At 66.4% G+C, this 26884-nt stretch carries 25 protein-coding genes and 1 pseudogene; 22 read left to right on the forward strand and 4 right to left on the reverse strand.

Translation table 11 applies throughout. From position 1 onward, the window contains the following. The 5 genes and pseudogenes from FF100_RS30010 to FF100_RS30030 all read left to right on the forward strand — a co-directional run. A pseudogene (locus tag FF100_RS30010) lies at positions 1 to 116 on the forward strand (IS5/IS1182 family transposase); the annotation flags it as partial. Positions 117 to 279: 163 nt separating this feature from the next. Then, positions 280 to 1446, forward strand: coding sequence for a CaiB/BaiF CoA transferase family protein (locus tag FF100_RS30015; RefSeq protein WP_139039601.1), 1167 nt, complete (start codon positions 280 to 282; stop codon positions 1444 to 1446). Continuing rightward, the gene (locus FF100_RS30020; RefSeq protein WP_139039603.1) at positions 1443 to 2306 is read left to right on the forward strand and encodes an HpcH/HpaI aldolase/citrate lyase family protein; all 864 of its coding nucleotides are present in this window, start codon (positions 1443 to 1445) and stop codon (positions 2304 to 2306) included. The genes FF100_RS30015 and FF100_RS30020 overlap by 4 nt, the downstream gene beginning before the upstream one ends. Then, positions 2303 to 3412 (forward strand): zinc-binding dehydrogenase, encoded by a 1110-nt coding sequence (locus tag FF100_RS30025; RefSeq protein ID WP_205825064.1) that lies wholly within the window; start codon positions 2303 to 2305, stop codon positions 3410 to 3412. Before FF100_RS30020 ends, FF100_RS30025 begins: the two co-directional genes overlap by 4 nt. 189 nt (positions 3413 to 3601) lie before the next feature. Continuing rightward, positions 3602 to 4627 carry a TRAP transporter substrate-binding protein gene (locus FF100_RS30030; RefSeq protein ID WP_139039605.1) on the forward strand — a complete coding sequence of 342 codons (1026 nt, stop codon included), beginning with the start codon at positions 3602 to 3604 and terminating at the stop codon, positions 4625 to 4627. A 111-nt stretch (positions 4628 to 4738) separates the two neighbouring features. On the opposite strand, the gene FF100_RS30035 is transcribed toward FF100_RS30030, so the two are convergent. Beyond that, positions 4739 to 6160, reverse strand: a complete 1422-nt coding sequence (locus FF100_RS30035) for a metallophosphoesterase family protein (RefSeq protein ID WP_139039606.1) — start codon at positions 6158 to 6160, stop codon at positions 4739 to 4741. After that, the gene (locus FF100_RS30040) at positions 6157 to 6543 is read right to left on the reverse strand and encodes a fucose-binding lectin II (protein ID WP_139039608.1); all 387 of its coding nucleotides are present in this window, start codon (positions 6541 to 6543) and stop codon (positions 6157 to 6159) included. Before FF100_RS30040 ends, FF100_RS30035 begins: the two co-directional genes overlap by 4 nt. Before the next feature lie 694 nt (positions 6544 to 7237). Between FF100_RS30040 and FF100_RS30045 the strand changes: the two genes are divergently transcribed. After that, positions 7238 to 7573 carry a ketopantoate reductase C-terminal domain-containing protein gene (locus FF100_RS30045; RefSeq protein ID WP_139039609.1) on the forward strand — a complete coding sequence of 112 codons (336 nt, stop codon included), beginning with the start codon at positions 7238 to 7240 and terminating at the stop codon, positions 7571 to 7573. Between the two features lie 562 nt (positions 7574 to 8135). On the opposite strand, the gene FF100_RS30050 is transcribed toward FF100_RS30045, so the two are convergent. Then, positions 8136 to 8893, reverse strand: a protein-coding gene (locus tag FF100_RS30050; RefSeq protein ID WP_425463368.1) for an IS5 family transposase whose coding sequence is annotated in 2 segments (ribosomal slippage) — positions 8136 to 8567 and positions 8570 to 8893 — 756 coding nt in all. Because the reading frame shifts where the segments join, the coding sequence is not laid out codon by codon here. Between the two features lie 378 nt (positions 8894 to 9271). Between FF100_RS30050 and FF100_RS30055 the strand changes: the two genes are divergently transcribed. The 6 genes from FF100_RS30055 to FF100_RS30080 all read left to right on the forward strand — a co-directional run bounded on the left by FF100_RS30055 (position 9272) and on the right by FF100_RS30080 (position 16724). Then, a complete protein-coding gene (locus FF100_RS30055; protein ID WP_246102547.1) occupies positions 9272 to 9841 on the forward strand; it encodes an RNA polymerase sigma factor in 570 nt (189 codons plus the stop codon). An 87-nt stretch (positions 9842 to 9928) separates the two neighbouring features. Next, entirely contained in the window at positions 9929 to 10864 is a 936-nt protein-coding gene (locus FF100_RS30060) for a FecR family protein (protein ID WP_139039613.1), read from the forward strand. Positions 10865 to 11238: 374 nt separating this feature from the next. Further along, complete coding sequence (locus tag FF100_RS30065; protein ID WP_205825066.1) at positions 11239 to 13500, forward strand: TonB-dependent siderophore receptor; 2262 nt, start codon at positions 11239 to 11241, stop codon at positions 13498 to 13500. 17 nt (positions 13501 to 13517) lie between these two features. Further along, positions 13518 to 14696 carry a PepSY-associated TM helix domain-containing protein gene (locus tag FF100_RS30070; RefSeq protein ID WP_139039615.1) on the forward strand — a complete coding sequence of 393 codons (1179 nt, stop codon included), beginning with the start codon at positions 13518 to 13520 and terminating at the stop codon, positions 14694 to 14696. 533 nt (positions 14697 to 15229) lie between these two features. Continuing rightward, a complete protein-coding gene (locus tag FF100_RS30075; RefSeq protein ID WP_139039616.1) occupies positions 15230 to 15811 on the forward strand; it encodes a recombinase family protein in 582 nt (193 codons plus the stop codon). Between the two features lie 220 nt (positions 15812 to 16031). Next, on the forward strand, positions 16032 to 16724 hold the full coding sequence (locus FF100_RS30080; protein WP_139039618.1) for a 2-phosphosulfolactate phosphatase: 693 nt from the start codon (positions 16032 to 16034) through the stop codon (positions 16722 to 16724). A gap of 617 nt (positions 16725 to 17341) precedes the next feature. On the opposite strand, the gene FF100_RS30085 is transcribed toward FF100_RS30080, so the two are convergent. Next, positions 17342 to 18145 carry an IclR family transcriptional regulator domain-containing protein gene (locus tag FF100_RS30085; RefSeq protein ID WP_171070391.1) on the reverse strand — a complete coding sequence of 268 codons (804 nt, stop codon included), beginning with the start codon at positions 18143 to 18145 and terminating at the stop codon, positions 17342 to 17344. A gap of 278 nt (positions 18146 to 18423) precedes the next feature. Here FF100_RS30085 and FF100_RS30090 point away from each other — a divergent pair, with 278 nt between their 5' ends. The 10 genes from FF100_RS30090 to FF100_RS30135 all read left to right on the forward strand — a co-directional run bounded on the left by FF100_RS30090 (position 18424) and on the right by FF100_RS30135 (position 26880). Continuing rightward, a complete protein-coding gene (locus tag FF100_RS30090) occupies positions 18424 to 19101 on the forward strand; it encodes a 3-oxoacid CoA-transferase subunit A (RefSeq protein WP_205825070.1) in 678 nt (225 codons plus the stop codon). Positions 19102 to 19114: 13 nt separating this feature from the next. Beyond that, positions 19115 to 19777 (forward strand): 3-oxoacid CoA-transferase subunit B, encoded by a 663-nt coding sequence (locus FF100_RS30095; protein WP_139039624.1) that lies wholly within the window; start codon positions 19115 to 19117, stop codon positions 19775 to 19777. Between the two features lie 134 nt (positions 19778 to 19911). Further along, positions 19912 to 21024 carry an ABC transporter substrate-binding protein gene (locus tag FF100_RS30100; protein WP_205825068.1) on the forward strand — a complete coding sequence of 371 codons (1113 nt, stop codon included), beginning with the start codon at positions 19912 to 19914 and terminating at the stop codon, positions 21022 to 21024. 86 nt (positions 21025 to 21110) lie between these two features. After that, positions 21111 to 21980: a branched-chain amino acid ABC transporter permease gene (locus FF100_RS30105; RefSeq protein ID WP_139039628.1), complete on the forward strand. Its 870-nt coding sequence runs from the start codon at positions 21111 to 21113 to the stop codon at positions 21978 to 21980. Further along, a complete protein-coding gene (locus FF100_RS30110) occupies positions 21977 to 22855 on the forward strand; it encodes a branched-chain amino acid ABC transporter permease (RefSeq protein ID WP_139039630.1) in 879 nt (292 codons plus the stop codon). The genes FF100_RS30105 and FF100_RS30110 overlap by 4 nt, the downstream gene beginning before the upstream one ends. After that, entirely contained in the window at positions 22855 to 23604 is a 750-nt protein-coding gene (locus FF100_RS30115; protein ID WP_139039632.1) for an ABC transporter ATP-binding protein, read from the forward strand. Before FF100_RS30110 ends, FF100_RS30115 begins: the two co-directional genes overlap by 1 nt. Then, complete coding sequence (locus FF100_RS30120) at positions 23601 to 24377, forward strand: ABC transporter ATP-binding protein (protein WP_139039634.1); 777 nt, start codon at positions 23601 to 23603, stop codon at positions 24375 to 24377. The genes FF100_RS30115 and FF100_RS30120 overlap by 4 nt, the downstream gene beginning before the upstream one ends. A gap of 122 nt (positions 24378 to 24499) precedes the next feature. After that, positions 24500 to 25291, forward strand: a complete 792-nt coding sequence (locus FF100_RS30125) for an alpha/beta fold hydrolase (RefSeq protein WP_171070392.1) — start codon at positions 24500 to 24502, stop codon at positions 25289 to 25291. Between the two features lie 35 nt (positions 25292 to 25326). Next, positions 25327 to 25944: a glutathione S-transferase family protein gene (locus FF100_RS30130; protein ID WP_139039638.1), complete on the forward strand. Its 618-nt coding sequence runs from the start codon at positions 25327 to 25329 to the stop codon at positions 25942 to 25944. Positions 25945 to 25974: 30 nt separating this feature from the next. Then, a complete protein-coding gene (locus FF100_RS30135; RefSeq protein ID WP_139039640.1) occupies positions 25975 to 26880 on the forward strand; it encodes an MBL fold metallo-hydrolase in 906 nt (301 codons plus the stop codon). Positions 26881 to 26884: the final 4 nt, after the last annotated feature.

The raw sequence follows: 26884 nt of genomic DNA on the forward strand, positions 1-26884 counted from the left end.
TCAACCGCGCCCGCCGCTTGCCCGTCCGCTACGAACGCCGCGCCGACATCTACGAGGCCTTCACGTTCCTGCAGGCAAGCCTCATCACCCTCCGCCAGATCAGGCGGTTCTGTTAGGCGCTCTAAGCCATAAGATTTCCCGATAGCCTCCCCGGAAAATCCGTCTCGATCCCGGGCGGACCCTCGGCCAGGATGTCGCTCAAGCAAGACAACCCGGGAGGGATCTGATGGCCCGCAAGGCGCGCAGGCGGCGGACCGCCGCTCTCGGACGGGGGCGGCCGTGAACCCCGCCACCGACGGCCCCCTCGCGGGCATCCGGGTGCTCGACCTGTCGCGCCTCGTCGCCGGCAACATGCTGAGCCTGCAACTCGCCGATTTCGGCGCCGACGTGATCAAGCTCGAGCCCGACCGCGGCGACCCGCTCCGGCACTGGCAGGAGAACGGCATCCCGGCCTGGTGGACGGTCTACGGCCGCAACAAGCGCTCGATCCGCCTCGACCTGCGCGAGCCCGACGGCAAGGCGGCGTTGCGCCGGCTGGTGCCGACCGCCCAGGTGCTGGTCGAAGGCTTCCGCCCCGGCGTGATGGAGGCGGCGGGCTTCTCGCCCGAGGCGCTGCTGGCGCTCAATCCGAGGCTGGTGATCGTCCGGGTCAGCGGATTCGGCCAGACCGGGCCTTACGCCCAGCGCCCGGGCTTCGGCTCGTTGATCGAGGCGATGAGCGGGTTCGCCGCCAAGAACGGCTTTGCCGACAAGCCGCCGGCCCTGCCGAACCTCGCGCTCGCCGACATGGTGGCGGGCCTGTCCGGCGCCTTCGCGACGCTCGCGGCGCTGCGGGTGGCGGAGGGGCCGGACGGCGCCGGGCAGGTGGTCGACCTCTCGCTGCTCGAACCGCTCCACGCGACGCTCGGGCCCGACGCGGCGATCCACCGGCTCACCGGCCGCGTGCCCTCGCGCGTCGGCAACCGGGTCAGCATCACCGCGCCGCGCAACGTCTACCGCACCCGCGACGGCGAGTGGCTGGCGCTCTCGGCCTCGACGCAGGGGATGGCCGCCCGGCTGTTCTCGGCCATCGGCCGGCCCGACATGATCGCCGATCCGCGCTTTGCCACCAATTCCGCCCGGCTCGACAACGTCGAGGAGGTCGACGCGATCGTCGGCGGCTTCATCGCGGCGCGGGACCTCGCCGACAACCTGGCCTATTTCGAGGAGGCGGAGGTCACGGTCGGCCCGGTCTACGATCCGGCGGGCTTCGCCGAGGACCCGCATGTGAAGGGCCGCGGCGTCCTCGTCGAGGTCGACGACCCGGAGCACGGCCCGGTGCCGATGCACGCGCCGTTCCCGCGCCTGTCGCGCACGCCCGGCCGGATCCGCCGCCTCGCCCCCGCCCTCGGCCAGGACGAAGCCGAGATCGCCGCCGAACTCAACCAGACGGAGATATCCCGATGAGGCTGCGGTCCCTGCTGTTCGCCCCGGCCGATTCGGCCCGCAAGGCCGAGAAGGCGGTCGCCTCGGGGGCCGATGCCGTCATCCTCGACCTCGAGGACAGCGTCGCCCCCGCCGCCAAGGACGAGGCCCGCGGGCAGGCCGCTTCGATCCTGCGCGACCGGCCGGACGCGCTGATCGTGCGGATCAACCCCCGCGGCACCGCCTGGTATCTCGACGACCTCGCGGCGATCGTCCCGGCCCGGCCGGCCGCGATCCTGCTGCCGAAATGCACGTCGCCGGCCGATCTCGCGATGCTGGCCGGCCAGATCGACGTGCTGGAGGCCGCCGGCGGCGTGCCGGCCGGCTCCGTCGGGGTGCTGCTGCTCGCCACCGAGACGGCGGAATCCTTGCGCGACATGAACTATGCCGGCGTCTCGCCGCGCCTGCGCGCCCTCTGCTTCGGCGCCGAGGATCTGTCGGCCGATCTCGGCATCGTCCCGCGCCGGCCCGACGGCACTCTCGCGGCGCCGGTCGCCGCCGCGCGCGACCGGCTGCTGATCGCGGCCGCCGCCGCCGGGGTCGCGGCGATCGACACGCCGTTCCCCGATCCGCGCGACCCCGCCGGCTTGCAGGCCGAGACCGAGGCCGCCGCGGCGGACGGGTTCTCGGGCAAGCTCTGCATCCATCCGGGCCAGCTGGAGGCGGTGACGGCCGCCTTCACCCCGGCACCCGAGCGCGTCGCCTGGGCGCGCGAGGTGGTGCGGCTTCTGGAAGGCAGCGGGGCGGGGGTCGCTGTGCTCGACGGGCGGATGATCGACATCGCCCACCTGAAGCTTGCGCGCCGCGTGCTCGCGATGGCGCCCGAGGGGTCCCGTCCATGATGCGCTTTCCGAAAACCAGCCGCGCCGCCGTGGTGCGCGCGTTCAAGGCGCCGGTCTGCATCGAGGAGGTGCCGGTGCCGCAGGAGCTGGAGCCCGGCACGATCCTCACCAAGATCGAGACCTGCTCGATCTGCGGCACCGACGTCCATCTCTGGCAGGGCTCGCTCGCCCTCAAGGTCGACCTGCCGGTGATCATCGGCCACGAGATGGTCGGGCGCATCGTCGCGATGGGCGCCGGCACCGACCGCGACTCGGTCGGCCAGCCGCTCCGGGTCGGCGACCGCATCACCTGGACCCATACGGCCTGCGGCCGCTGCTACTTCTGCACCGTCGCCCGCGAGCCGACCCTGTGCCAGTACAGCCGCAAGTACATGTACGAGCGGATGGACGTGGCGCCCTACCTGCTCGGCGGCTTCTCGGAATACGGCTACGTCCTGCCCGATTCCGGCCGGGTGAAGGTGCCGGATTCGGTGCCGAACGAGCTCGCCAGCATGGCGAGCTGCGCCTTCCGCTCGGTGATGAACGCCTTCGATGTCCTCGGCCGCGTCGATCCGACCGACACCGTGGTGGTGCAGGGCGCCGGCCCGCTCGGGCTGCTCGCCACCGCGGTCGCCAAGATCTCGGGCGCCCGCCGGGTCGTGACGCTCGGCGCCCCGGCAGCGCGGCTGGCGCTCGCCCGCGATTTCGGCGCCGACGAGGTGCTGTCGATCGAGGAGACGGGCCACGCGGAGCGCCTCGACCGGGTCCGGGCGCTGACCGACGGGCGCGGCGCCGACGTGGTGATGGAGTTCACCGGCCACCCGGCCGCCTTCGGCGAAGGGCTCGACCTCGCCCGGCGCGGCGGGTCCTACGTCGTGGTCGGCCAGCTCGGTCAGGGCACGACGACGATCGCACCCTCGACCATCGTGGCGAAGAACCTGCGGGTGCTCGGCTCGTTCTCCGGCCAGGCCAAGGCCTACTGGAAGGCGCTGCAATTCGTGGCGGAGCACCAGCACGAGGTGCCGTTCCACACCATGGTCACCAACCGCTACAGCCTCGACCAGGTCGATACGGCGCTGACCCGGATGAAGAACTTCGAGGAGATCAAGCCGATCATCGCGCTGTAGCAGGCCGCCCTGCTTCACCGTCGATGACCTCCACCGCGTCATTCCGGGTCCGGGCTCTCGCCTCCGGCAAGCCCCGGAATGACGACGGACACCGACAATAGGTCTCGGTGCCAGACATAATCCAAGAACAATCCAAGAAAAGACCCAGGCGGATCCCGCCGCCAACCCGAAAACACATCAGGAGGAACGATGTCGCGCGCCCCCCTCTCGCGCCGCGCCGTGGTCGCCGGCACGCTCAGCGCCGGCCTGATCGGCGCCGGCATACCCCTGCGCCACGCCCGCGCCGCCGAGTTCGTGTTCAAGCTCGGCACCGACGTGCCCGACACCCATCCGATCAACATCCACGCCCGCAAGGCCGCGGACGCCATCCGCGAGCAGACCAACGGGCAGGTCGACCTCCAGATCTTCTCCAACAACCAGCTCGGCGGCCAGAGCGACATGCTCTCGCAGTTGCGCTCCGGCGCGCTCGAATGCTTCGCGCTCTCGGGCGTCAACGTGCTCTCGACGATCATCCCGACCTCGTCGATCTACGGCCTCGGCTTCGCCTTCCCGGATTACGACGCGGTCTGGCGCGGCATGGACGGGCCGCTCGGCCAGCACTTGCGCGGCCAGATCGAGAAGGCCGGCTTCGTCGTCATGGAGAGGATCTGGGACAACGGTTTCCGGCAGATCACCAACAGCGTCCGGCCGATCCGCGAGCCGAAGGACCTGCAAGGCCTCAAGATCCGGGTGCCGGTGAGCGCGCTGTGGACCTCGCTGTTCCGCTCGCTCGGCGCCGCGCCGACCAGCCTCAACTTCGCCGAGGTCTATTCCTCGCTGCAGACCAGGGTGGTCGACGGGCAGGAGAACCCGCCGGTGATCATCAACACCGCCAAGATCTACGAGGTGCAGAGATACTGCTCGGTCACGAACCACATGTGGGACGGCTGGTGGTTCCTGATCAACCGCCGCGCCTGGAACCAGCTGCCACCGGAGACGAAGGAGATCTTCGCGCGCAACGTGAACGCCGCCTGCCTGGAGGAGCGCAAGGACGTGGCGCGGTTGAACGCCTCCTTGCGCGAGGAGCTGGTGGCGAAGGGCCTCGCCTTCAACGACGTCGACACCGCGCCGTTCAAGGAGGAGCTGCGCCGGAGCGGCTTCTACGCCGAGTGGCGCAAGCGGTTCGGCGACGAGGCGATGGGCCTGCTCGAGACGGCGGCCGGCAGGCTCGGCTGACAGCCGGTCTGGCACCGGCGCGTCAGGCGAGCAGACCCGAGGATTGCAGTCCGGCGGCGGAGCGACGAGAGAGGCCTGAGCAGTCCTCCTCGCTCCGCCGCAGGACGAACGTCATCGACAGGCCTTGATCGTCGTCTTGCCGCTATGGGCCATCGTATAGCTCTTGTTCTCGGATCTGAACATCATGGTGAGAGTCAGCTCGATCGGATCGCCGACTTTCGGCGACGCGCCGCTGCCTGCCACGACCGTGCCGACCCAGAGCGGCGGCGGCACGGGATAGGTGGACATCTGGACGATCGAGTTGTTCGACACGGCGACCCCGGCCGAGGCGACGAGCTGACAGCTGAACTCGTCGATGCTGGTGTCGCAGAAGCCAGCGCCGAACGTCCCGGCCGTCGCCCGCACGGAGGTGCTGTTGACGACGATGCTGACGTTCAGCGGATCGGCCGTCGCGTTGCCGACATTCGCGACGGTGACCGTGGCGGGCTCCTGCGTGCCGCAGGCTCCGACGACCCGGTCGCCGTCCAGGAAAACCTTCGCTTTCTGATCGAAGTCGTAGAGATTCCCGAGGTTCACGGTGACCGCCTGGACCTGATCCATCACGGTCCGACTCGTCCAGTCCGACTGCGTGAAGGGAGCCAGCGGAATCAGCCTGAAGTCGACCGCGGCGCCGGACAGCGAGAGGAGCGAGACGTGATGCAGATGTCCCGCATTGGCGCTGCCGTCCTTGATGTCGCCGCCCGTCGAACCAACCACCCAGTAGCGGATGCCGCCGAGAGCCGTGTCGGTCTGATTGTAATGGGTGTGGCCGGCGATGACGGCTTTCACCGGATAGCGCGCCAGCAGCTCGTGTACGCGGGACCAGCCCGTCCAGTTGTACCAGAGTGGCTGATGCGTGAAGACGATGATCCCGTCCTTCCCCTGTGCATGCGCTTCCAGATCCCGCTGCAGCCAGGCAAACTGGTTGTCCGAGATCTGCGAGTAGAACACGTTGCCCCAGCGCGGATCAGTGTATAGATGCTCGAGGCTGTCGAGCGCAATAAAATGCCAATTTTTTACATCAAATGAGTAATATAATTTGTCCTTTACCAGCGGGTTGAGGGGCGAGTAAAGTTGCTTGTAGAGGGTTTCGCGCGATCTATCAGTGGAATTCTGAAGATATCTTGTCGGGTTGACGTCGTGGTCGCCGGGCGTCGTGTACCACGGCATGGTCAAGGTCTTCAGGATCGATGTCGCCTGACCAAAGCGCGCGGTGATCTGCTCGGGTGTCTCCGTGCTCTCGATGAGGTCACCGACGTGCAGGACGACGTCCGGTTTCCGGTCCAGGCTGTTGATGGCGGTGACGCCCTGCTTCAGGACTCGATACGATGCGTCGAGATCGGTGGCACCCGTCTGGTCGCCGATCACCCCGATGACGATGGGATCGGCGCGCGCCGCGGTCGCGCCCGGTCCCTGGAGCGCGAGCCATGCGGCCGAGAGCGGACCGAGTGCCGTACAGGCGAGGCGCACGAACGTCGGGATTCCTGCATTCATGACAGCGACTCCCACCACAGGAACTGGACGACGGCATCGTTGTAGTCGCGGTCGACCTGATCTTCCGACAGGACGACTTGGATGTTCATCGTCGCGACGCTGCAGCCGCCCGGCAGGAGGGCGGATTCCTGCCAGGTCCGGCCACCGTCCGAGGAATGCTGGATGTCGACCGTGGCCGAAACATCCTGGCTGCCGGACGGCGTCTGAAAGAAGGTCGAACCAATCTGCTTGTTGTTTTCCCCCGATCCCTGCCAGACGATGGCCTGTCCCCCCGGTGGCGTGATCGTCACGCGTTGGATGTCGCTCGCATTGGTGAACGCCGCCAAGAACACATTGGTGGACGGAGGCAGCAAAATACTGGCAGGCATGGCGTTCCTCTGCATGAAATATCTTGTCTTGCATCAATATCATACAAATTACGGAATTGGTGTAAAGTCGCATTTTGGAAAATGTCTTTTTTGCCGGTGCCGCGCCTGGTGGAAAATATGTTCATGGGCCCATTTGTCTTTGGTGTGGTCTCGATCAATAAAAAATAGGCTATGTGTTTATTTATCTTTCGGCTCTCCAACCTAAAACATCGCAATGCTGTAATCTACAAATAACGATAAGCCGTATTTCGACAATATATGCTAGGAAATATTATGAACGATCTTGGTGCCATGACATGGTGACCGGCAATCGCGCGATGAGTGCGGTGCCGGCAGTCCCTGCGAGACCGGGCCGCGGCCTGCCTCACCCGTGCCGCCGGCTCCAGAACAACCGTTCGGCCCACCGGGTCGCGAGGCGCCGGTCGGAGCCCAGGCAGGGTTTGGTCACGCGCCCGCTCGACGGCATCATCCGGTCGCAGCAGCCCATCGCGGGGAGGCTGTACCGCTCTTGGCCTTCGCGCAGTGACCTTTTCTGGCGAGAGCTTCGGTCGTGCCCCACTGCCTGGTCTGTTCCGCGGGCGACTGCAAGGAACTGGCCCGCGATTTGCACCTTATGCGTCATGTTTGAATTCGCGCCCGAACTGCTCTCGCTTCATTCGAGGGATGTCTTGTTGGGCTATTGCATCATGGGCTCGCTGACGGTTTTACTATGGCGCATATTGAGTACAAAATAAGATTAAATTCTGAATTTTCCAGCACGATCGCGATCGGTCGCGTAGATAGGGATAGCCTTGTGGTGGCTTCGGCCTCGGGGGTGAGCATCGACAAGGCCCGTATCTTCGCTAAGATTAACGACGCTCTCGCTCATCATCGGGTGCGTGAACCGTCGATGCTGCGGGACCTTCGTGCTGTGAGGCCGACCGAGATCGAGACGATCAACAGCGCGATCGTGCAAGTCGTCGAGGCTCAAGATCTGCCGGTCCCGATCGACCGGACGATCACGCCGCTGGTGCGGCTCACGCGAGGCGTGGTCGAGCAGGTCTAACGCGTTCCTGACGTCCCCACGGTTTGAAAATCACCGTCAGTCGTTGATCAGTTCACGCGAACGAGACGAGGTCAGAAACAGGTCTCTCAGACCTCTGGAAAGTCTGTTGTTGGATGCCTGGCGGACGAATAGGTTGCGGGATTGAGCATCCAAAGGTGGCGCTACCCTGCCATCCGGCAACAAGCTACTGAAGCGCCGCTTTCCACGCCGAGCGGTCATTCCAGCGTCCGAACCGCCCATCTGCCGTAGCCTCCATTCAGCCGGGGGCGTGTTACCAGGTATCAGCGGGCATCTGCTCCCCGGACCGATGCGGCCGCGGTAACCGACGGCCGAGGCTCGCTCCGAGTGCGAGGGTGCTCTGGATTACTGAACTCTGCCTTTCCGCATCGGGACCTCCGACAAGCCCGCTCTGCCTCAACCCATATATGTACGCTTGAGCATATATGGGGAAGCGGACGATGCTGGCTGATGGGTCACTCGACGGTGGACGGGCGTCGCGACAGGCTTTCCTTTTCCCTGGAGCGGCGTTGTTCCTCGGTCGGGCTAGGGCGTCTCTGCAAACTCACGTCAGCCAGAGCATGGTCATGCCGAGGGTGACCATGGCGAGGTCGTTGGTGGCGCGCTTCTCGTAGCGGGTGGCGATGCGGCGGAAGTCCTTGAGGCGGCAGAAGACTGCTTCGACCCGCCAGCGATCGCGATAGCGCCGCTTGTCGAGGCGGATCTTGCGCTTGCGGGCGCGAGTGCCGGGAATGACCACGCTGAGGCCCTGCTGGCGCAGGTCCTGGCGCAGCCAGTCGGCGTCGTAGCCCTTGTCGGCGATCAGCCGGCGTACCGGGCCGGGCGCCTGGGCCAGCACGGCGGGCGCGGTCTTCACGTCGCTGGCGTTGCCGGGGGTGAGGTGGATGACGCCCGGGCGGCCGATCACGTCGGTGAGGACATGGATCTCGGTGGTCGGGCCCGCCCGCGAGGGGCCGATCGCCTGGTGGCGGTCCCCCCTTTTGCGCCGTGGGCGGCGCGCTGGGCTTTGACGTCGGTCGCATCGAGGGCGGCGGCCTCGCCCGACCATCCGGCTTTGGCGAGAGCCGCCAGCATGCTGGTCCAGAAGCGCCGGCGCGACCACCTGTTGAAGCGGTTGTAGACGGTGGTGGGAGGACCGTACGCGCTCGGGCAGTCCTTCCAGCGACAGCCGGACTTGATGACGTGCGGGATGCCCGACAGGATGGTGCGGTCGTCCTTGCGATGCGCGCCGGGCTGGTTGGTGGGCATGAACGGCGCGATCGCCTGCCACTGCTCGTCAGACGGCCAGAACAGCTCTGCCATAGCCTCCTCCATCTGGAGACGCTCTGGAATCATATTTTGCTCATCATCTTGATCGGGTTTAGACCCTAGCCCTACGACCGAGATCTCCAGCGCTGCCATATTGCTCCGAATAGGCTTCGGGCCTGGCCGACGAGCGTTCGTTACGAACGACCAGTACAACTGGTGTGTTCTATCTTCGATTGCACCTGAGGCACATCTGTTGCCTTACGGCAACTACCAGCTACTCCTTGATATGATATGGGGATAAAAATCAGATTGTCATAGTTCAAACAAGCAAGATTTTATGTTGAGATGCAATATCATAGAGCGCTGAGAGCGCAGGATCTGTAGCTATTTTAGAGAGGCAGGCATCTTGCGTAAATGCGATTAGTAGCCTTCTTGTCGCTGCTCGATGACGGTCGCGTCTCGTGCCGCACCGGAGGATGTGAGTTTGCTGCTATGTCGGGAGGGTTGATCGACACCCTGTATCGAACCGAAGGGGTCCGACTGCAGCGCTTCCTCCTGCGCATGCTGGGCAATCACGCTGACGCTACCGATGCATCGCAAGAAACCTATCTGCGCCTCGTGAAGGCGCTGTGTGCAACGGACATCGAGCACCCGCGAGTATTCCTGTTCTTCGTGGCGCGCAACGTCGCCATCAATCTTGGCAAGAGACGGCGGTTCGAGGCGAACCTTTTTCGATCTCTGGACGATAGTAATCTCGGTGATCGAGTGGATGACAGCGTCCGAACCGAACAGCAAGTGATCGCACGCCAGCAGCTCCGCTTAGTCGCATCAGCTATCGATGAGTTGCCGCCTCGCTGCCGGGAGACGTTCATACTGAGCGCTTTTGATGGTCTCACGAACGGCGAGATCGCCGCGAAACTGGGTGTCAGCCGCAACATGGTCGAGAAGCACCTCATGAAGGCGCTTCTCCATACCCGCCGCCGCTGCGCAGATTTTTTCTAATTGAGATATCAGGACTCCGTGCGCTCAGCGGTCTCTATGGATGGGACGGCTTCGGGTCGTCCGAGCCGGGTAGATCCACTCATCAGCATGACCGCTCGCACACCGCCTGAAAAATCGGACGAGACCGGGGACAACCCCGTCTATGAGGCTGCAGCCCTCTGGGTCGCCCGGCTCTCCTCCGCCGACGCAACGGACGCGGATCGTGAGGCCTTCGCAGTCTGGCGCGCCACCGATCCAGCCCATGAAGCCGCTTATGCCGAGATGGAGTCCTGGAGGCGGACGATGGGACAGGTGCCCGATCCGCGCCGAAGCAAGCCTAAGGCAGCACCTGGTCTCATCATCGTCGCGGCCCTCGGCCTCGTCGGGATCCTGGGCTGGCAGCTCGGGCTGGTCGATCGACTACGGGCCGACGATTGGACCGACGTCGGCGAGATCAGGAGCACCATCCTCGCGGATGGAAGCCGGGTCGACCTCAACACCGATACGGCGATCGCCTTGCACGACACACCGCGTGAGAGAGGGGTTGAGCTGCTCCGTGGCGAGGCGGTGTTCGACGTCGTACCGGACCCACAGCGTCCCTTCGTGGTGCGCGGACACGGTATTCGTGCCCGGGCTGTCGGGACGCGCTTCTTCGTCCGCGCGGACGGCATTGCCGACCCGGTCGGCGTAGCAGAGGGACGCGTCGACGTCGCGACTGGGTTGGGCCACGTCCTGCTGCAGGCCGGCGAGGTCGCCTCGCAGGACGCGACCGGCCGCCCCGTCGCTCGCACGAGCGACGTAGCGCAAGCAATCGCGTGGCGGGAGGGCAGGCTCGTCTTCTCCGGTCAGCCTCTCTCGCAGGTCCTCGCCGAACTCGGGCGGTATCGCCGGGGCCGCATCCTGCTCACCGATGCGGCGATCGGCGAACGACGGTTCAGCGGTACGCTCGATCCCCGCGACACCGGTGCAGCGCTCGCGATCCTCTCCGCCACGATGGGGATCCGTGTCATCAACCTCACCCCACTCCTGACCCTGGTCCGGTAGCGATCAGACGGCAGCACAAAAACTTCGCCGGAGGAGGTCAGGAGTTCGGCGGCTCCCCTGTCTACCGTTGAAGGGACACGAGACGCGAGACGCGCACCGTCCCTGGTGGATCGATGGGGTCGGCGATGGACGTGCGGAGTCAGGGTATCGTGTCACGGGGGCTGCAGGGTGCAGCCTTGGCAGGGGTGTCACTGCTCGCGCTGAGCAATGCCGCGATGGCACAGGACCGGACCTTCGCGCGTCCACTGCCGGCCTCCGATCGGGTCGACATCATCCCCGTCTCAGCTGGGCAGGAAGCATCCACCATCGCGTCCAGTGCGACACGCGTCCAGGTCTCGATCGCACCGGGCCCATTGGAGCCGGCCCTGACCGCATTGTCCGGCCAGACGCAGCTCAGGCTCGCCTACCGGACCACGATTACTGAGAACCTGGCGACGCAGGGTGCTGAGGGTCTCTTCGCGCCGCTCGAGGCGCTGGCCAAGGTTCTCGAGGGTACCGGCCTGACCTACCAGGCGGCCGGCCCCTCGACGATCACGCTCGTCAACCCGCGCTTCGTCCAGTTGCCCGGCCCGGCCCCGACTCCGGATGTCGCCCTCGACACCATCACGGTCGAAGGCAACGCGTCGGCCATCGCCGCTGTTGGCGGCGATCCGGGTGCGGTCGGCTTCGTCGCCACCCGCACCAGCGCCGGCACAAAGACCAGCACACCCCTGATCGAAGTGCCGCAATCGATCTCCGTGATCACTCGCGCCCAGCTCGACACCCAGAATGTCCAGAGCGTCACCGAAGCTCTGCGCTACGTCCCTGGCGTATCGGTCGAGTCCTACGGCTATGACCCGAAGGGCTTCGACTGGCTGTTCATCCGGGGCTTCAACGCCCAGGCGACGAGCGACTTTCGCGATGGCCTGCGCCAGCTCAACACAAGCTACAGCTTCTTCCGCACCGAGCCCTATGCGCTGGAGCGCATCGAGGTCCTGCGTGGACCGTCCTCGACGCTTTACGGGCAGAGCGACGCCGGCGGCATCATCAACCGGGTCAGCAAGCGCCCGCTGCTCACGCCGATCAATGAGGTCCAGTTCCAGCTCGGGAATTTCGGGCGGGTCGAGGGGATGTTCGACCTCACCGGCCCGGTCAATCCCGAGCGCACCCTGAGCGCCCGGTTGATCGGCGTCGCGCGCTCCAGCGACACCCAGTACCGTTACGGCAACGGCGCGGAAATTCCGGACGACCGGCTCTACCTCGCACCGTCCTTCACCTGGGCTCCCGACGCAGCCACGAGCCTGACGGTGCTCGCCGACGTCCTGCGTGATCGCTCGGGCGGTACCGTCACCTTCTTCACCCCGAACGCCCGGCCGACCAAGCTGCTGATCGGCGATCCGAGCTTCAACCGCTTCGCCCAGGATCAGGCGACGATCGGCTATCAGTTCGAGCACCACTTCGACGATGTCTGGTCCGTCCGGCAGAACCTGCGCTACGGCCATGTCGAGCTCGGGCTCAACAATCTGCTGCTCGGCGGCCTGACATCAACGGGCCTCAGCCGCATCGCGCGCCGCTTCGACGAGCGACTGGATGCCTTGGCGGTCGACAACCAGGTCGAGGCGCGCTTCGCCACCGGCTTCCTCAGGCACGACCTTCTGCTGGGTCTCGACTACACCCGCTCGGACGGCGACGTGCGCCGCTTCACCGGAGCAGCCCCGAGCCTGGACCCGTTCGCGCCGGTCTACGGCCGGTTCGTCCCGACCCCGACGACCCCGCTCCTCAACTACCGCGAGGTGATGAACCAGCTTGGTGTCTACGCTCAGGACCAGATCAAGGTTGGGGACTCCTGGATCCTGACGCTGGGCGGACGCTACGACGACGTCACGCTCGATACGCAGAACCGTCTCACCGCGACCGATACCAAGCTCGATACCGGTGCCTTCAGCGGCCGCGCTGGCCTGACCTACCTCACAGGCTTCGGCCTCGCGCCTTACGTCAGCTTCGCCCAGTCCTTCGTGCCGAATACCGGCGTCTCCGCCCCCGCCGCCGGTGCGCGGCCCTTCGACCCGTCCCGGGGCGAGCAGTGGGAGGTCGGAGTCAAGTATATCCCTCAGGGCTGGAACGCGCTGTTCACCGCTGCCCTGTTCGACATCACCAAGACGAACGTCCTGACCACGGATTTTGCCAATCCGGGTTTCCAGATCGCGACCGGTGCGATCCGCTCGCGTGGCATCGAACTCGAGGGACGGATCGGCCTCACCGAGGGCTGGGATGCCGTTGCGTCCTTCACCTACCTTGATGCCGAAGTCACGAAGGACACCCGGGCGATCATCGGCAACCGCCCCGCCATCGTGCCCAACTACTCAGCCTCGGCCTGGCTCAACTACACGGTCCAGACCGGCTGGCTGCGGGGTCTCAGCCTCGGCGGGGGGGTGCGCTACGTCGGCGATTCCTTCGGCGATGCCGCCAACACGCTGCGGATCAAGGAGCGGACGTTGCTCGACGCAGCCGTCAGCTACACCACCGGCAACTGGCTGTTCTCGGTGAATGCGACCAACCTCGCCGACCGGCAATACATCACCACATGCACCTCGCTGTTCGATTGCTATCCCGGCGTGCGCCGTACGGTGATCGGCCGGGTCAAGTACGTCTTCTGATGCCGATCCAACGTCTGATGACGATCCGCCTGCGGCGGCCGCAGAGCGGGCCACGCCGCCGGCTCTGGTCGCGTATCCATACCTGGAGCAGCGTCGTCAGCACGGCCTTCATGCTGATGCTGTGCCTGACCGGGTTGCCGCTGATCTTCTATCACGAGCTCGACGAGGCGTTCGGCACCGCGCCGGAACTGCCGGTCCTGGCGGCCGGCACACCGCATCTCCCCCTCGACCGGCTCGTTGAGACGGCACAGACGCTGCGACCGAAGGAGGCTCCACAGTTCCTGCTGATCGATCGCGATGAGCCGGACCTCGTCTTCGTCAGCCTCAGCCGGGACCTGCGTACCTCGCCCCCCGAGAGCTTGTTCGCCATGGATTGGCGGGTGGCGCGCGTCGTCCAGGAACCCAAGCTGCGGCCGAGCCCGATCGCCTGGCTGCTGAAGCTGCACGTCGACATGTTCCTGGGCCTCGGCGGCAAACTCTTCCTCGGACTGATCGGCGTGCTGTTCGCCCTTGCGATCGTATCGGGGGTCATTCTGTATGGGCCGGCGATGCGAAAGCTGCCCTACGGCACGGTGCGTCGCGACCGCACCCGGCGGATCTACTGGCTCGACTGGCACAACCTCGTCGGCGTCACCACGCTCGGCTGGGCCATGCTCGTGGCCGGGACCGGGACCGTAAACACCTGGGCCGACCTGATGCTGAAGCTGTGGCAGCGCGACCAGCTCGCCGCGATGACGGCTCACGATCGAAGCTTGCCGGCCACCGGTCGGCGGATACCGGTCGCCGACGCGGCGGCGGTCGCACTGGCCACGACACCGGGCAAGACCCTTCGCTTCATTGCTTACCCGGGAACGGCCGTCAGCAGTGACCGGCATTATGCCGTGTTCCTCGCCGGGGCGACGCCGCTGACCGGACGCTTGCTCGACATCGTCCTGGTGAATGCGCAGACCGGCCGGATCGCGGCTCACGCCGCGATGCCCTGGTACGCGCAGGCCGTGTTCCTGTCGCAGCCGCTCCACTTCGGCAATTACGGCGGCCTCCCGCTCAAGCTGCTCTGGGCGGTCCTGGATCTGGCGACGATTGTGGTGATCGTGACGGGCCTCTATCTCTGGGTCGGCCGTCACGTGACCAGCCGACATCACTTCCGCCTCAAAACGCCCGTCGACGCGAACGGTCGATCGGAGGGGGCGCAATGAAGCCTCGGCCATCCCTGCCACCGGTCTGGCCGGGGCCCGTCGGGATCAATCTCCTGATCGGCGCGTGCCTCGTCGCAGCCCTGGCCACCGACGGCGTCGTCGACCTTGTTGCCAGCGCGGTGATGGCGATCGTTCTGAGCGTTGCAGTTCTTCTTCTACCGATACGTTACCAACGACGACGGGTCGACCGCCATGCTCGAAGAATTTCGATTTCGCTTCCCAAAAACTAAGCAAGCCGCACTGCCAAGCGGAGGATGCAAGGATCTGATTTTTTGGAATGCCAATGCGCATGTCCGCCCTCGGACGGCAGTCCTGTATCCGCCCCTACTGTTCAGCCTTGACACTATCGAACTGCTGCTCCTCAACCCCATGCGACCATTCCGTATCCCAGGCTCTGGTGCACGAAAAACAAGTGTTTGCCGACAGCGGCTACGGCAACCCGGCCGCACGCCAGCCCTCGACGGGGAAAATGCGCGACAAACCCTGTCGGATTGATGCTATGTGCGGAAACGGGTTTGGAGGGGTTTCCGTACATGCTGGTCGGGTACATGCGGGTGTCGACGGCCGACGGGCGCCAGTCGGTCGACCTCCAGCGCGACGCGCTGATGGCCGCCGGCGTCGACGACCGGCACCTCTACCAGGACCACGCTTCCGGATCCCGGGACGACCGGCCCGGGCTGAAGGCCTGCCTCACCTATCTCAAGGCGGGCGACACCCTCGTGGTGTGGAAGCTCGACCGGCTCGGCCGCAGCCTCCCACACCTCCTGGAGGTCATGGGCGACCTGCGGAAGCGCGGGGTCGCCTTCCGCTCGCTCACCGAGGCGATGGACACCGGGACACCGCACGGCGAGCTGCTGTTCTCGCTGTTCGGGGCGCTGGCGCAATTCGAGCGCCAGCTCACCCGGGAGCGTGTGGTCGCCGGGCTCGCAGCAGCCAAGCGCCGAGGGCGCCGTGGCGGCCGACCCCCGACGATCGGCGGTGAGCAGCTCGAGCAGATCACGGCAGCGCTCGACGGTGGCGCCAGCAAGGCCTCGGTCTGTCGGTCGTTCAAGATCGCCCGCTCGACGCTGATCGACACGCTCGAGCGGACCGGGTGGCAGCGGCCGGCCGAGTAGCCTGCGTCGGGGCTGCGCCGTACTGTCCGCTCGGGTGATGTCCGTTTGGTTTCTGTCCGTTGGATTTTCCAACCCTTGCGGACGTATTTGGCGGGTCGTGCCATTGCCACTGCGGTATGCCCCTATGGACGGTCGGAATGACCAACGGACTCCCTGAAGCGTAGCCGGCGTATACGTCGATGAGCTAAGGTCGGTGATGAATGAGGGCTAGTTCCAGCTCATGGACATCGTGATCGAGAGCCTATTGGATGGTGCACGACGCGCTCGCGGGCACGTCGCTATCATCGACGTATTCCGCGCATTCACCACGGCAGCTGTCGCCTTGGCGAAGGGTGCATCCGAGGTCGTCATGGTTGGATCGGCAGACGAGGCTCTGGCTCTCCGTGCACAGGGGCGGGTGCAGCTGTGTATGGGCGAGATCGGCGGGCGGGCGCCGCCTGGCTTTGATTTCGGTAATTCGCCCTACGAGGTATCGGCGGCTGACTTGGCAGGCTGCGCGATCGCGCAGCGGACCGGGGCGGGGACGCAGGGGATCGTTGCGGCTGCGCAAGCGACGCGGCTCTACGCAGCTTCGTTGGTGACCGCGAGCGCGACAGCCCGCGCACTAGTGCGTGGCACGCCCGCCGCTGTGACGCTCGTCGCCATGGGAAACAACGCCGTCGTGCGTACCGATGAGGATGAGATTTGCGCGCTTCACCTGCGCAACCTCATTGAAGGCCGTCCCGGACATGTCGAGGGGGCCAGGCAGATGATCTTAGCGAGCCGCGAGGCATCCTACTTTGGTGATCCGACGCGCCCGCATCTCCCGCGAGCTGATCTTGATATTGCACTGGACATCGACCGTTACGATTTTGCGATCCGGGTTGAGCTTGACGATGGTTACCCTGTTGGCCGCGCTGAGAGGGCGCAGTAGGCTGCTCAGCGCGGCATGCAAGCCGACCCCCTCAAACGAACCGCTTATCCGCGCACAAGCGCGTCGACTGCAGCCAGGGTCCGCAACGAGTGCAGGCTGTGTGAAAACTCGGGCGAATCCGTTAATTTTAGGATAATCTCCTTCGCCGCCGTCGTTCGAGCATCCTGAATAGCAACAGAGAGGCCGTCGGGATGTCTATACCCGCGCTGCTTAAAACGACGCTCAAAATTCGTTAGGGTATGCCCCTATGGACGGCCGGAATAACGAACGGAGCTCGGAGCACCGCGCCTGCGATCCGCTATGGTGGCTCGCCGTCATCGCGTTCTGGTGCTGATCGAGTCCTGACCCTAGCCATTGGGTTAGCCTCCGCTTATGGTAAGCTATGGCTATCACAGCGGCCTCTCTCGCCATCGCCGCGCTCGGCGATCCGACACGGCAAGAGTGTGGTCCGTCATGCGGTGCACCATGGTGGGCGAGCCTCAGCTTCACACGTTCGGCCACACGACCCGATATTGCGAAAATCTGCGTTGGGATCACATATTGCATCTGCGATCTTCACTGAGGCTTGCTCCAGGGTCGACCTGCAAGCGAGGCGCAGCCGCTCTCGCAGTATGCGATTACCAATCCATAATAGCGGAGAGATTGCCAGCTGCGACGTGCAACCGGGGCACGAAAACATCGGCCAGTGTATCGACGCTAATGCGGGCCGTCGATGCGCTCGCATTCAGGGATGCGATGGTGCGGCCGGATTGCCCTACAATCGGCACAGCAACCGACCTGATCCCGATTTCGAGCTCTTCATCAATGATCGCGTATTTCTGGCTTCTTACCCTTGCCAGCTCCTCGTGAAAGCGCGACACTTCCGCGATTGTTTTGGGCGTCATTTTTTTGAGTTCATGCTGGGAGAGCCAGTGCTGAAGCTGCTCATGTGGCAGAGATGCCAACAGTATGCGTCCCAGGGAGCTGCAATGGGCCGGCAGCCGCGTGCCGACATCGATCCCGGACGAGTACAGCCTGCGAACCTCGAAGCGGGCGACGTATACTACGTCCGGTCCGTCGAGAACGCCGACTGACGACGACTCGTTCAACGCGTTGGTCACGTCACGGATGATGGCCTTGGCCGCATCGCCGAGGCCCAACGGGTTTAGATAGGCATTACTGAACTGCAGCACCTTCGGCGTGAGCCAGAAGAAGCGACCATCTGTATCGATGTAGTTCAACGACCGCAGCGTCAAGAGCAGGCGCCGCGCCGTCCCCCGGCTCAACCCGGTGCGCGCCGCCACTTCCGAGAGGATCATCCGTCCGCGGCGCGGCCCTCCATGCTCGGGGCTGAAGCTCGCGAGCACGTTCAGCCCTCGCGCCAGCGCTTCCACGAAATCCGGCTCACGCCGCCCTTCCTCACCGGACACGAGGGGCGGCATCCCTGCGCCGGAGCCTCCCTCCCGTCCTTCGCTTCGCGTTCCTCGTGACATGGTCGTGCGCTTTCGGTCTGCACCCGGATTGACTTCATCCTGCCACTGGCGTTCTATCATACGAACAATTGTCCGTACAGCGGACATTTTGCGATGGCGCTCGATCCTGGGGAGGGCAGCAGCATTGCGAGTCGATGCATTCCATGGGGCATCGTGCCCAGCCGTCCTTGGCACTACGAGGAGCGCGAGCGCCCTCGCGTGCATCGAGCCGGTGGCGTGCCGACATGATCGATAAGTTCGTCGCCTCAGTCGTCGACGCGCTGCACGGCATCGAGGATGGATCGACCATCTTGCTTGGCGGTTTCGGGGCCGTCGGCCAAGCCACCCACCTGATCGAGGGATTAATCGAGACTGGTGCGAAGGATCTAACGGTCGTCGCCAACAATGCCGGCTACGGCCGGGTCGGCCTCGCGCGGCTCCTCGAGGCCGGGCGTGTGCGTAAGCTGATCTGCAGCTTTCCTCGCATCGCTGGCTCTACAATCTTCGAGAGCCTCTACCGGGCAGGTCGGCTAGAGCTAGAACTCGTTCCTCAGGGCACGCTCGCCGAGCGCATGCGCGCGGCCGGAGCAGGCGTGCCGGCCTTCTTCACGCCCACCGGCGTTGGAACGCGCCTCGCCGAGGGTAAGGAAACCCGCGAGGTCGGCGGCCGCATCCACGTGCTCGAATATGCCCTGCCCGGCGATGTCGCGCTGGTTGAGGCCTGGCAGGCGGATCGGTGGGGCAATCTCCGGTACCGGGCGGCAGGGCGCAACTTCAATCCGGTTGTCGCGATGGCAGGCCGCCTCACCATCGTTCAGACCCAGCACGTCGCAAAGCTCGGCGAGCTCGATCCAGAGACGGTCGTGACGCCCGGCATCTTCGTCGACCGCGTCGTGCACCTGCCCCACGGCGACCCGGTTCTCTGACAGCGAGCGTGAGATGTCCCGACCTACCGCAAGCTGGACCCCGTTGAGCCGCACCGAGATGGCGGCGCGCATTGCGCGCGACATCCCGGAAGGCTGGTACGTCAACCTCGGGATCGGCGTGCCGACGCTCGTCGCCGACCACGTCCCGATCGAGCGCGAGGTCATCTTTCACGCCGAGAACGGCATCCTCGGCATTGGACCGGCGCCCGACGCGGCGCATGTCGATCCGTGGCTGATCAATGCCGGCAAGCAATACGTCACCCTGCGCGCGGGCGGCTCCTACATCCATCACGCCGACAGCTTCGGGGTGATCCGGGGGGCCCATCTCGATCTGTGCGTGCTCGGCGCCTACGAGGTGGCCGAGACCGGCGACATCGCGAACTGGGCCACCTCGGAGCACGACACGGCGCCGGCGGTCGGCGGCGCGATGGATCTCGCCGTTGGTGCCCGGCGGCTCTGGGTCGCCATGGAGCACACCACGAAGGAGGGCCGTCCGCGCCTCGTGCGCGCCTGCTCCTACCCGCTCACCGCCATCGGCGCGGTGGCACGGGTCTACACCAACCTCGCGGTCCTCGACGTCACTCCGGGGGGCTTCCGCGTCCTCGACATGGTGCCGGGCCTGACCCTCGACGACCTTCAGGAACTGACCGAGGCGACGCTGTCGCCCGCATCGTGACGCGGGCGGGATCGCGCCACACGATCCCGCCCGGGACTGGGTGAAGCGTCTATGCGTCGCCGGACCGGCGACCGTCCTGGCGGACAAGGCTGGGCAGAGCCGGTCGACACAAAAAACAAGGGGAAATGCTCATGATGAAGCGCCGTACTTTCCTCGCATCGGGCGCCGCGACGCTTGCCGCCTGGCGCGCCTTCGCCCAGACACAGAGCCACATCGTCGGCACCCTGTTTCCGATGTCCGGCAGCAATGCCGAGTTCGGGACGCTCTATACCAACGCGGTCCAGCTCGCCCTCGATCACATCACCGCCGACCGGATGCTGAAGAGCCCGATCGAGCTCCGCAGCCAGGACAGCCAGGCGACGCCGCAGGGCGGAGCGGTCGGCATGACGCGCCTCGCGACCGTGGACAAGGCGTCCTACGTCCTCCTCGGCTTCACCGGCGTATCGAAAGCAGCGGCGCCCATCGGGGGCCGCAACAAGGTCGTCATGATCAATGGTGGCGGGGTCGGCCCCGACCTCGCGACCTTATCGCCCTACTTCGTGAACATCATCCCGCTCGCCAACAAGGAGGTCACGGCCATCCTGCCCTGGCTCGCGAAGGAGGGGCTGAAACGCGTCGCCCTCATCTACGTCGATGATCCTCTCGGGCAGAGCATCAACCAGGAGTTCGCCGCCGGACTGCCGAAGCAGGGCGGCACTCTCGTCGGCGCCTTCAGCGTGCCTCCGACACAGCAGCAATTCGGAGCCATTGCCGCGCGCGTGCGCGACGTCAAACCGGACGCCGTCTATTTCGCGACCCCGATCGGCACGCAGCTCTCGCAGATGGCCAAACAGCTGCGCGACAACGGCATCACGCAGCAATTCGTGACTTACTCCGTCGGCAACCTGCCGTCGATCGTCGCCCAGCCGGAGAGCGAGGGCATGATCTTCACCGGCCAAGCCGCCGACTGGACCTCGAACGAACCGAAGATCAAGCGTTTCGTGGAGGGCTGGCGCACCAAGTACAAGGCCGAGCCGGTCACCTACGCCCTCAACTACTACAATGGATTGATGCTGTTCGCGATGCTGGCGCAGGGCCTGGAACGGGCCGGGACGCCGGTGACGGGCGAGACCCTGCTGGCCGAGCTGATGCGGGTCCGGACGTTCCAACTCGCCGGCGGCGAGGTGACGTTCGACGAGCACGCCAGCGCGTCGAGCGCCATCCAGATCAGCCGGGTGCACGGCGGCCGGAGCGAGAAGATCGGCTGACCCTCTCCTGTGACGGCCCACCGGATCCGACAGGTGAACACCATGATGAGCGCGCCGCTCCATGCCCGCGGAGGTCGCCTGAAGCGATGTTGATCCTGCAACTCCTCGCCTCCGGCATCCAGACCGGTGTCCTCTACGGCCTGACGGCGGCCGGGTTCGCGCTGATCTTCGGCGCCACCCGGGTGTTCCACGTGGCGCATGGAGCGACCTTCGTGCTGGCCGGCTATGCGTTCGTCCTCGGCGCGCAGGCGGGCCTGCCTTGGCCGGTCTCGTGCCTGCTCGCCCTCGTCGTGGCGATCGGCTTCGGTCTGTTCATGGATGCCTTCGTCTACCGGCCGATCCAGCGGCACGAGGGAGCGTTCTTCACGGTCTTCGTCGCCGCCTTCGGGGCGAGCCTCGTGGTGCAGAACCTGATCCAGTTCTGCGTCGGCCGCGGTTCGGTCTCGGTGTCGACGCCGCTCACCCGCGCCAGCGAGATCCTGCCTGGACTCTACGTCGCCCCAGTCTTCTGGATCGCGATCGGGGTCGCCGTCGCCCTCTTCGCGCTCGTGACGATGTTCCTGGACCGGACGGATGCCGGCGTCGCCCTGCGCGGCCTCTCGGAGAACCCGGAGCTGCTGCGCGCCTTCGGCCTCTCCTCCCGCCGTCTGTCGGCCCTCGCCTTCGGCATCGGATCGGCGATGACCGTCCCGGGCGCGATCCTGACGGCGGCGACGAGCGGCATCGAACCGGCCGCCGGCGCCCACGTGGTGCTGATCAGCCTCGCGGCGGCTGTGGTCGGCGGGATCGGCAGCCTGCGCGGGGCGGCCCTGGCCGGCCTGCTGCTCGGCATCACCGAGAACCTCATCATCGCGGTTCTGGACACCCAGTGGAGCGAGGCTGCCGGCTTCCTGGTGCTGTTCGCATTCATTCTCTTCCGCCCGAGCGGGCTCTTCGGGCAGGCGGTGAGACGATGACGGCCTACCTCCTCAACCTGGCGACGCTCGCCACGATCTTCGGGATCCTGGCCGCGAGCCTCAACGTGCTGATCGGCTATGCCGGCATCTTCAGCGTGGCCCACGCCGTGTTCTTCGGCGTCGGCGCCTATGCGGGGGCCCAGGTCGCGCTCAACCTCGTGCCGGACGTTCTGCTCGCCTCCCTGGCGGGGGGACTTCTCTCGGGGCTGTTGTCCCTCTGCCTCGCCCTGCCGGCGCTTCGGGTTCGCGGCGAGTACTTCGTCGCCGCGAGCCTCGGGCTGCAGATGCTGGCGGTCACGGTCTTCAGCGAGGCGCATAGCCTGACCGGCGGCCATGGCGGTCTCGTGGGCATCCCGCCCGCGAGCCTGCTCGGGATCGATGTCTCCTCACCGTGGCGCTTCCTGGCCGTGTGCGTCGGCGCTCTCACCCTCTCCCTTGTCTCGATCGCCATCCTCATGCGCGGTGGCTTCGGCCGCGGCCTGATGGCCATTCGCGACAGCGAGAGCGCGGCAGAGGCCCTCGGCAAGAACGTCCCGGCTCTGAAGACAATCGCGGTCGCGATTGGCTGCAGTCTCGCCGGTGTGGCCGGAACACTCTTCGCGTTCCAGCTCGCCTTCATCAACGTCGAGAGCTTCACGCTCGAGCAGTCCGTGCTGCTCATGGCGATGGTGATCATCGGCGGCGCCGGGACCTTGCTGGGGCCGCTCGTCGGAACGCTGCTACTGCTGCTGCTGCCCGCCGTCCTGTCATTCATCCCGTTCATTCCGGCCACCGAGATCGGGACCGTGCAACAACTCGTCTACGGGCTGGCAATGACGCTCCTCATGATCTTCCGCCCGGCCGGCCTCGCCGCGCCGTCGACGGGACGCCGCTGATGCCCGGGTCGCTGTTGTCGGTCCGCGGGCTCTCCAAAGAGTTCGGCGGGGTCAAGGCCATCCAGTCCGTCGACATGGACCTGGTCGAGGGCGTGGTCACGGCCCTCGTCGGCCCGAACGGCGCGGGCAAGACCACTCTGTTCAACCTGATCTGCGGGCATATCAGCCCGGATGCGGGGGAGGTGCAGCTCGCCGGCCGCCCGATCCGGGGGGAGCGGCCGCATACGATCGCGCGGCTCGGGATCGCGCGCAGCTTCCAGGATCTACGGCTGTTCGGCCGGATGTCGGTGCGGGACAATGTCCTGTCGGCGCTCGAGCCGACCGCTTGGCTCTGGCAGCCCGGCGGCCGCCGCGCCGCGAGGGCCCGGCTCCACAAGACCGAGGCGGCGCTGGAACGCACCGGACTTTCGGCTCTGGCAGGGGCGCGGGCCGTCGACCTGTCTTATGCCGAGACCAAGTTCCTCTCGCTCGCCCGCATTCTGGTAACGGAGGCGCGGATCTGGCTGCTGGACGAGCCGGCCTCCGGCCTCGATCCGGTCTCGCGCGCCCGCTTCGTCGCGCTGCTCAAGGAGGCCGTCGCGGCCGGCGTGACGGTCTGCCTGATCGAGCACAATCTCGACATCGTCACCGAACTCGCCGACCGGATCGCCTTTCTCGACCGGGGTCGCAAGCTGGCCGAGGGCGAGCCGGCCGCGATCCTCCGGGATCCCGAGCTGATCGGCATCTATTTCGGGGAGCCGCGCCGATGAAACCTGCGGTCGATAAAGCCCTCGGCCGGCTTCGAGCGTCCGGTCCCGCTCCGTCGCCCGCTGGCCTCGTGCCGGCGATCGCGGTGGCGGGACTGTCGGCGGGCTATGGCGGCCGCCCGGTCCTGTCGGACTTGAGCCTCTCCGTGCCGGAGAGCGAGGTGCTGTGCCTGATCGGGCATAACGGCGCTGGCAAGTCGACGCTGCTGAAGCTGCTCTTCGGACTGCATCCGCCGACGGGCGGAACGATCCGCCTGCGCGGGACGGAGCTGGTACCGCATCCGAGCGCCATGGCGGCTGCCGGCATCGCCTACGTTCCGGAGGGACGCGGCGTCTTCCCGGGTCTCACCGTCAAGGAGAACTTCCGGCTCGCCCTGTGGTCCGCCGGCCTCAAGGGCGGCGAGGCGGCGGCCCGGACCGAGGAGGTCCTAGTCATCCTCCCGCGCATCAAGGAATTCTGGACCAAGCGCGCGGGCCAGCTCTCCGGCGGCCAGCAGCAGATGGTCTCGATCGGGCGGGCGCTGCTCTCGCGCCCCTCCATCCTGCTGCTCGACGAGCCCTCGATCGGGCTCGCACCGAAGCTGTTCCAGGACCTCATGGCTCCGATCCGCGCGCTGCAGCAGCAGCGCGGCATGACGATCCTGCTGGTCGAGCAGAATGTCGGCGAGGCCTTCGCGATCTCCGACAGCGTCGTGGTGATGAAATCGGGTCAGGTGATCGAGCGCGGCGTGCCGGCCGATTTCGCGGACCATGCCAGGCTCATGGAGCTGTTCTGATGCAACGACATCTTGCGCCGGGGCGTGCCGGGCAGGTGCGGGCGCTCTGCCGCTCCACCGGAACGCGACGCTGCAGCGACGAGAGCAGCCCTGCGGCCGCCTGATCGACAGGAGGGATGACGATGAACTGGATCGAGACCGACGGCGTCGGCCTGCGCTACGAGCTGACGGGATCCGGCGCGGGCACGCTGGTCCTCATCCACGAGATGGGCGGCACGCTCGAGGGTTGGGACCTCGTCCTGCCACTCCTGCAGGGCTCCCGGGCTGTCCTGCGCTACGACACCCGCGGGGCGGGCCTGTCGACGAAGCTGCGCGGCACAGCGAGCCTCGACGCGATGGCCGACGACGTCGTCGCTCTGCTCGACGCGCTCGGCCGGAATGATCCGGTCACGGTCGCAGGTGGCGCAGTCGGCGGCGCCATCGCGCTGCACGTCGCGGCGCGTCACCCTGGGCGAGTCAGAGCCGTGGCCGCTCTCGGTCCCGCCACCGGGATCCCGGAGGAGCGGCGGCCCGCCATCCACGCCCATGCCGACCGGGTCGAGCGGGAGGGCATGATCGGCGTGGCCGACGACGATCTCGCCCGGTCCTATCCGCAGAGCCTGCGGAGCGATGCCTCGCGCTATCGGCGTTTCCGGGCGCGCTGGCTCGCGAACGATCCGGGCAGCTACGCCGCGATCTACCGCATGCTGTCAGGGCTCGACATGGCCGCCGAGATCGCCGCCCTGCGTCTGCCGACGCTCTTCCTCGCCGGCACGCAGGACCCGTTGCGCCCGCCCGCACTCATCGAGCCCTTGTCGCGCACCGTCGCCGGCTCCCGCTTCGAGGCCATCGAGACGGGGCATTTCATGGCGACCCAGACTCCCGAGCGGGTGGCCGCTTCGCTCAACGGCTTCCTGGCCGCGACCGGCGGCTGAGTGACGCCCGGCTCGAACACCACAGGTGAACCGACATGAAGCTGCACTGGTCGCCACGCTCGCCCTATGTCCGCAAGGTGCTGATCGCCGCCCACGAGATGGGTCTCGGGAGCCGCCTCGACTGCGTCCGCACCACCGTCTCGCCCTTCGCGCCGGCCGAGGACCTCTGGGACGACAACCCGCTGAACAAGCTGCCGACGCTCGTCCTCGACGACGGGACGGCGATCTACGACAACCGCGTGATCTGCGAGCACCTCGACACGCTGCACGACGGCCCCAGGCTGTTTCCGCAGGGCGGCCGTGAGCGCCTGATCGCGCTGCGCAACCAGGCCCTCGGCGACGGGCTCCTCGACGTGCTGATGATGCGGCTGATCGAGCGCCTGCGGCCCGAGGAGCGCCGCTCGCCCGAGATCGTCGTGTCGAACGAGCGCAAGACGGCGGCGGCGCTCGACCGGCTCGAGAGCGACGTCGCGCTGCTGACGACCCGCCCGTACGACATCGGCCATGTCGCGATCGGTACGGCCCTCGGCTACGTCGACTTCCGCTTCGCAGACGATGGGTGGCGCGACCGGCGTCCTAAGCTGGCGGCCTGGCATGCGGGCTTCGACGCGCGGCCCGCCGTGTGCGCCTGCCCCGTCCGCGACGACTCCTGACGACACCGTCGCCCCGCCCGGGAGAACCCCATGATCCAGTCCCGCACCATCGGCGACGCTCGCGTCACCCGCGTCCTCGAATATTCCGGGCCGACGCACGACCCGGCCTTCCTGTTCCCCGACCTGCCGCAGGCGGAACTCGACGCCGAGGCGCGCTGGCTCGCGCCCAACCACTACGTGCCGCGCATGAACCGCCTGATCGTCACGATCCAGCTCTGGATCGTGCATGCGGGCGGCAACGTCATCGTGATCGACACCGGCGTCGGCAACGGCAAACCGCGGGGCGCGGCGCGGATGAACAATCTGAATGGCCTCGTCTTGCCCTGGCTCGAGGCCGCAGGTGCGGCCCCCGACCAAGTCACTCACGTGGTCCACACCCACCTGCACAGCGACCATATCGGTTGGAACACGATCGAGGTCGACGGGCGCTGGGTCCCGACTTTCCCGAACGCACGCTACCTGGTGCCGAGGACCGATTTTGACCATTTCCAGGCGGCCCTGGCCAAGGGCCCGGATCCCATCATCGACAATGCCTTCCGCGACAGCCTGCTGCCCCTCGTCGAGACGGGCCTGGTCGACTTCATCGGCGACGACACGCGGGAGGTTGCGGGCTGCCTTGCGGTCGAGCCGGTGCCGGGTCACAGCCCCGGCATGCTGAGCTACCGCCTGCGCTCGAACGGCGAGGAGGGCCTGTTCAGCGCCGACGTGTTCCACAGCCCGCTCCAGATCACCCGGCCGGAGCTGAACACCCGCTACTGCATCTTCCCTGACAAGGCGCGCGAGAGTCGCGCGGCGCTTCTGGCCCGGGCCAGCGAACGCAACGCGCTGATCATGCCGATGCATTTCGGAGCTCCCCACTGCGGCTACGTCCGCCGTGAGGGCGAGGGCTACCGGTTCGAGGGAGCGGACTGGCCCGCGCTGGTGCTGCCGCGCTGAGCGG

Source organism: Methylobacterium terricola (assembly GCF_006151805.1).
GTDB lineage: Bacteria > Pseudomonadota > Alphaproteobacteria > Rhizobiales > Beijerinckiaceae > Methylobacterium > Methylobacterium terricola.

What these genes read in the sequence shown, in the direction of transcription:
- FF100_RS30020 (WP_139039603.1), top strand. Translation starts at nt 1,443, where the DNA reads ATGAGGCTGCGGTCCCTGCTGTTCGCCCCGGCCGATTCGGCCCGCAAG.
- FF100_RS30025 (WP_205825064.1), top strand. Translation starts at nt 2,303, where the DNA reads ATGATGCGCTTTCCGAAAACCAGCCGCGCCGCCGTGGTGCGCGCGTTC.
- FF100_RS30030 (WP_139039605.1), top strand. Translation starts at nt 3,602, where the DNA reads ATGTCGCGCGCCCCCCTCTCGCGCCGCGCCGTGGTCGCCGGCACGCTC.
- FF100_RS30035 (WP_139039606.1), bottom strand. Translation starts at nt 6,160, where the DNA reads ATGAATGCAGGAATCCCGACGTTCGTGCGCCTCGCCTGTACGGCACTC.
- FF100_RS30040 (WP_139039608.1), bottom strand. Translation starts at nt 6,543, where the DNA reads ATGCAGAGGAACGCCATGCCTGCCAGTATTTTGCTGCCTCCGTCCACC.
- FF100_RS30045 (WP_139039609.1), top strand. Translation starts at nt 7,238, where the DNA reads ATGGCGCATATTGAGTACAAAATAAGATTAAATTCTGAATTTTCCAGC.
- FF100_RS30060 (WP_139039613.1), top strand. Translation starts at nt 9,929, where the DNA reads ATGACCGCTCGCACACCGCCTGAAAAATCGGACGAGACCGGGGACAAC.
- FF100_RS30070 (WP_139039615.1), top strand. Translation starts at nt 13,518, where the DNA reads ATGACGATCCGCCTGCGGCGGCCGCAGAGCGGGCCACGCCGCCGGCTC.
- FF100_RS30075 (WP_139039616.1), top strand. Translation starts at nt 15,230, where the DNA reads ATGCTGGTCGGGTACATGCGGGTGTCGACGGCCGACGGGCGCCAGTCG.
- FF100_RS30080 (WP_139039618.1), top strand. Translation starts at nt 16,032, where the DNA reads ATGGACATCGTGATCGAGAGCCTATTGGATGGTGCACGACGCGCTCGC.
- FF100_RS30085 (WP_171070391.1), bottom strand. Translation starts at nt 18,145, where the DNA reads ATGCCGCCCCTCGTGTCCGGTGAGGAAGGGCGGCGTGAGCCGGATTTC.
- FF100_RS30095 (WP_139039624.1), top strand. Translation starts at nt 19,115, where the DNA reads ATGTCCCGACCTACCGCAAGCTGGACCCCGTTGAGCCGCACCGAGATG.
- FF100_RS30100 (WP_205825068.1), top strand. Translation starts at nt 19,912, where the DNA reads ATGAAGCGCCGTACTTTCCTCGCATCGGGCGCCGCGACGCTTGCCGCC.
- FF100_RS30105 (WP_139039628.1), top strand. Translation starts at nt 21,111, where the DNA reads ATGTTGATCCTGCAACTCCTCGCCTCCGGCATCCAGACCGGTGTCCTC.
- FF100_RS30110 (WP_139039630.1), top strand. Translation starts at nt 21,977, where the DNA reads ATGACGGCCTACCTCCTCAACCTGGCGACGCTCGCCACGATCTTCGGG.
- FF100_RS30115 (WP_139039632.1), top strand. Translation starts at nt 22,855, where the DNA reads ATGCCCGGGTCGCTGTTGTCGGTCCGCGGGCTCTCCAAAGAGTTCGGC.
- FF100_RS30120 (WP_139039634.1), top strand. Translation starts at nt 23,601, where the DNA reads ATGAAACCTGCGGTCGATAAAGCCCTCGGCCGGCTTCGAGCGTCCGGT.
- FF100_RS30125 (WP_171070392.1), top strand. Translation starts at nt 24,500, where the DNA reads ATGAACTGGATCGAGACCGACGGCGTCGGCCTGCGCTACGAGCTGACG.
- FF100_RS30130 (WP_139039638.1), top strand. Translation starts at nt 25,327, where the DNA reads ATGAAGCTGCACTGGTCGCCACGCTCGCCCTATGTCCGCAAGGTGCTG.
- FF100_RS30135 (WP_139039640.1), top strand. Translation starts at nt 25,975, where the DNA reads ATGATCCAGTCCCGCACCATCGGCGACGCTCGCGTCACCCGCGTCCTC.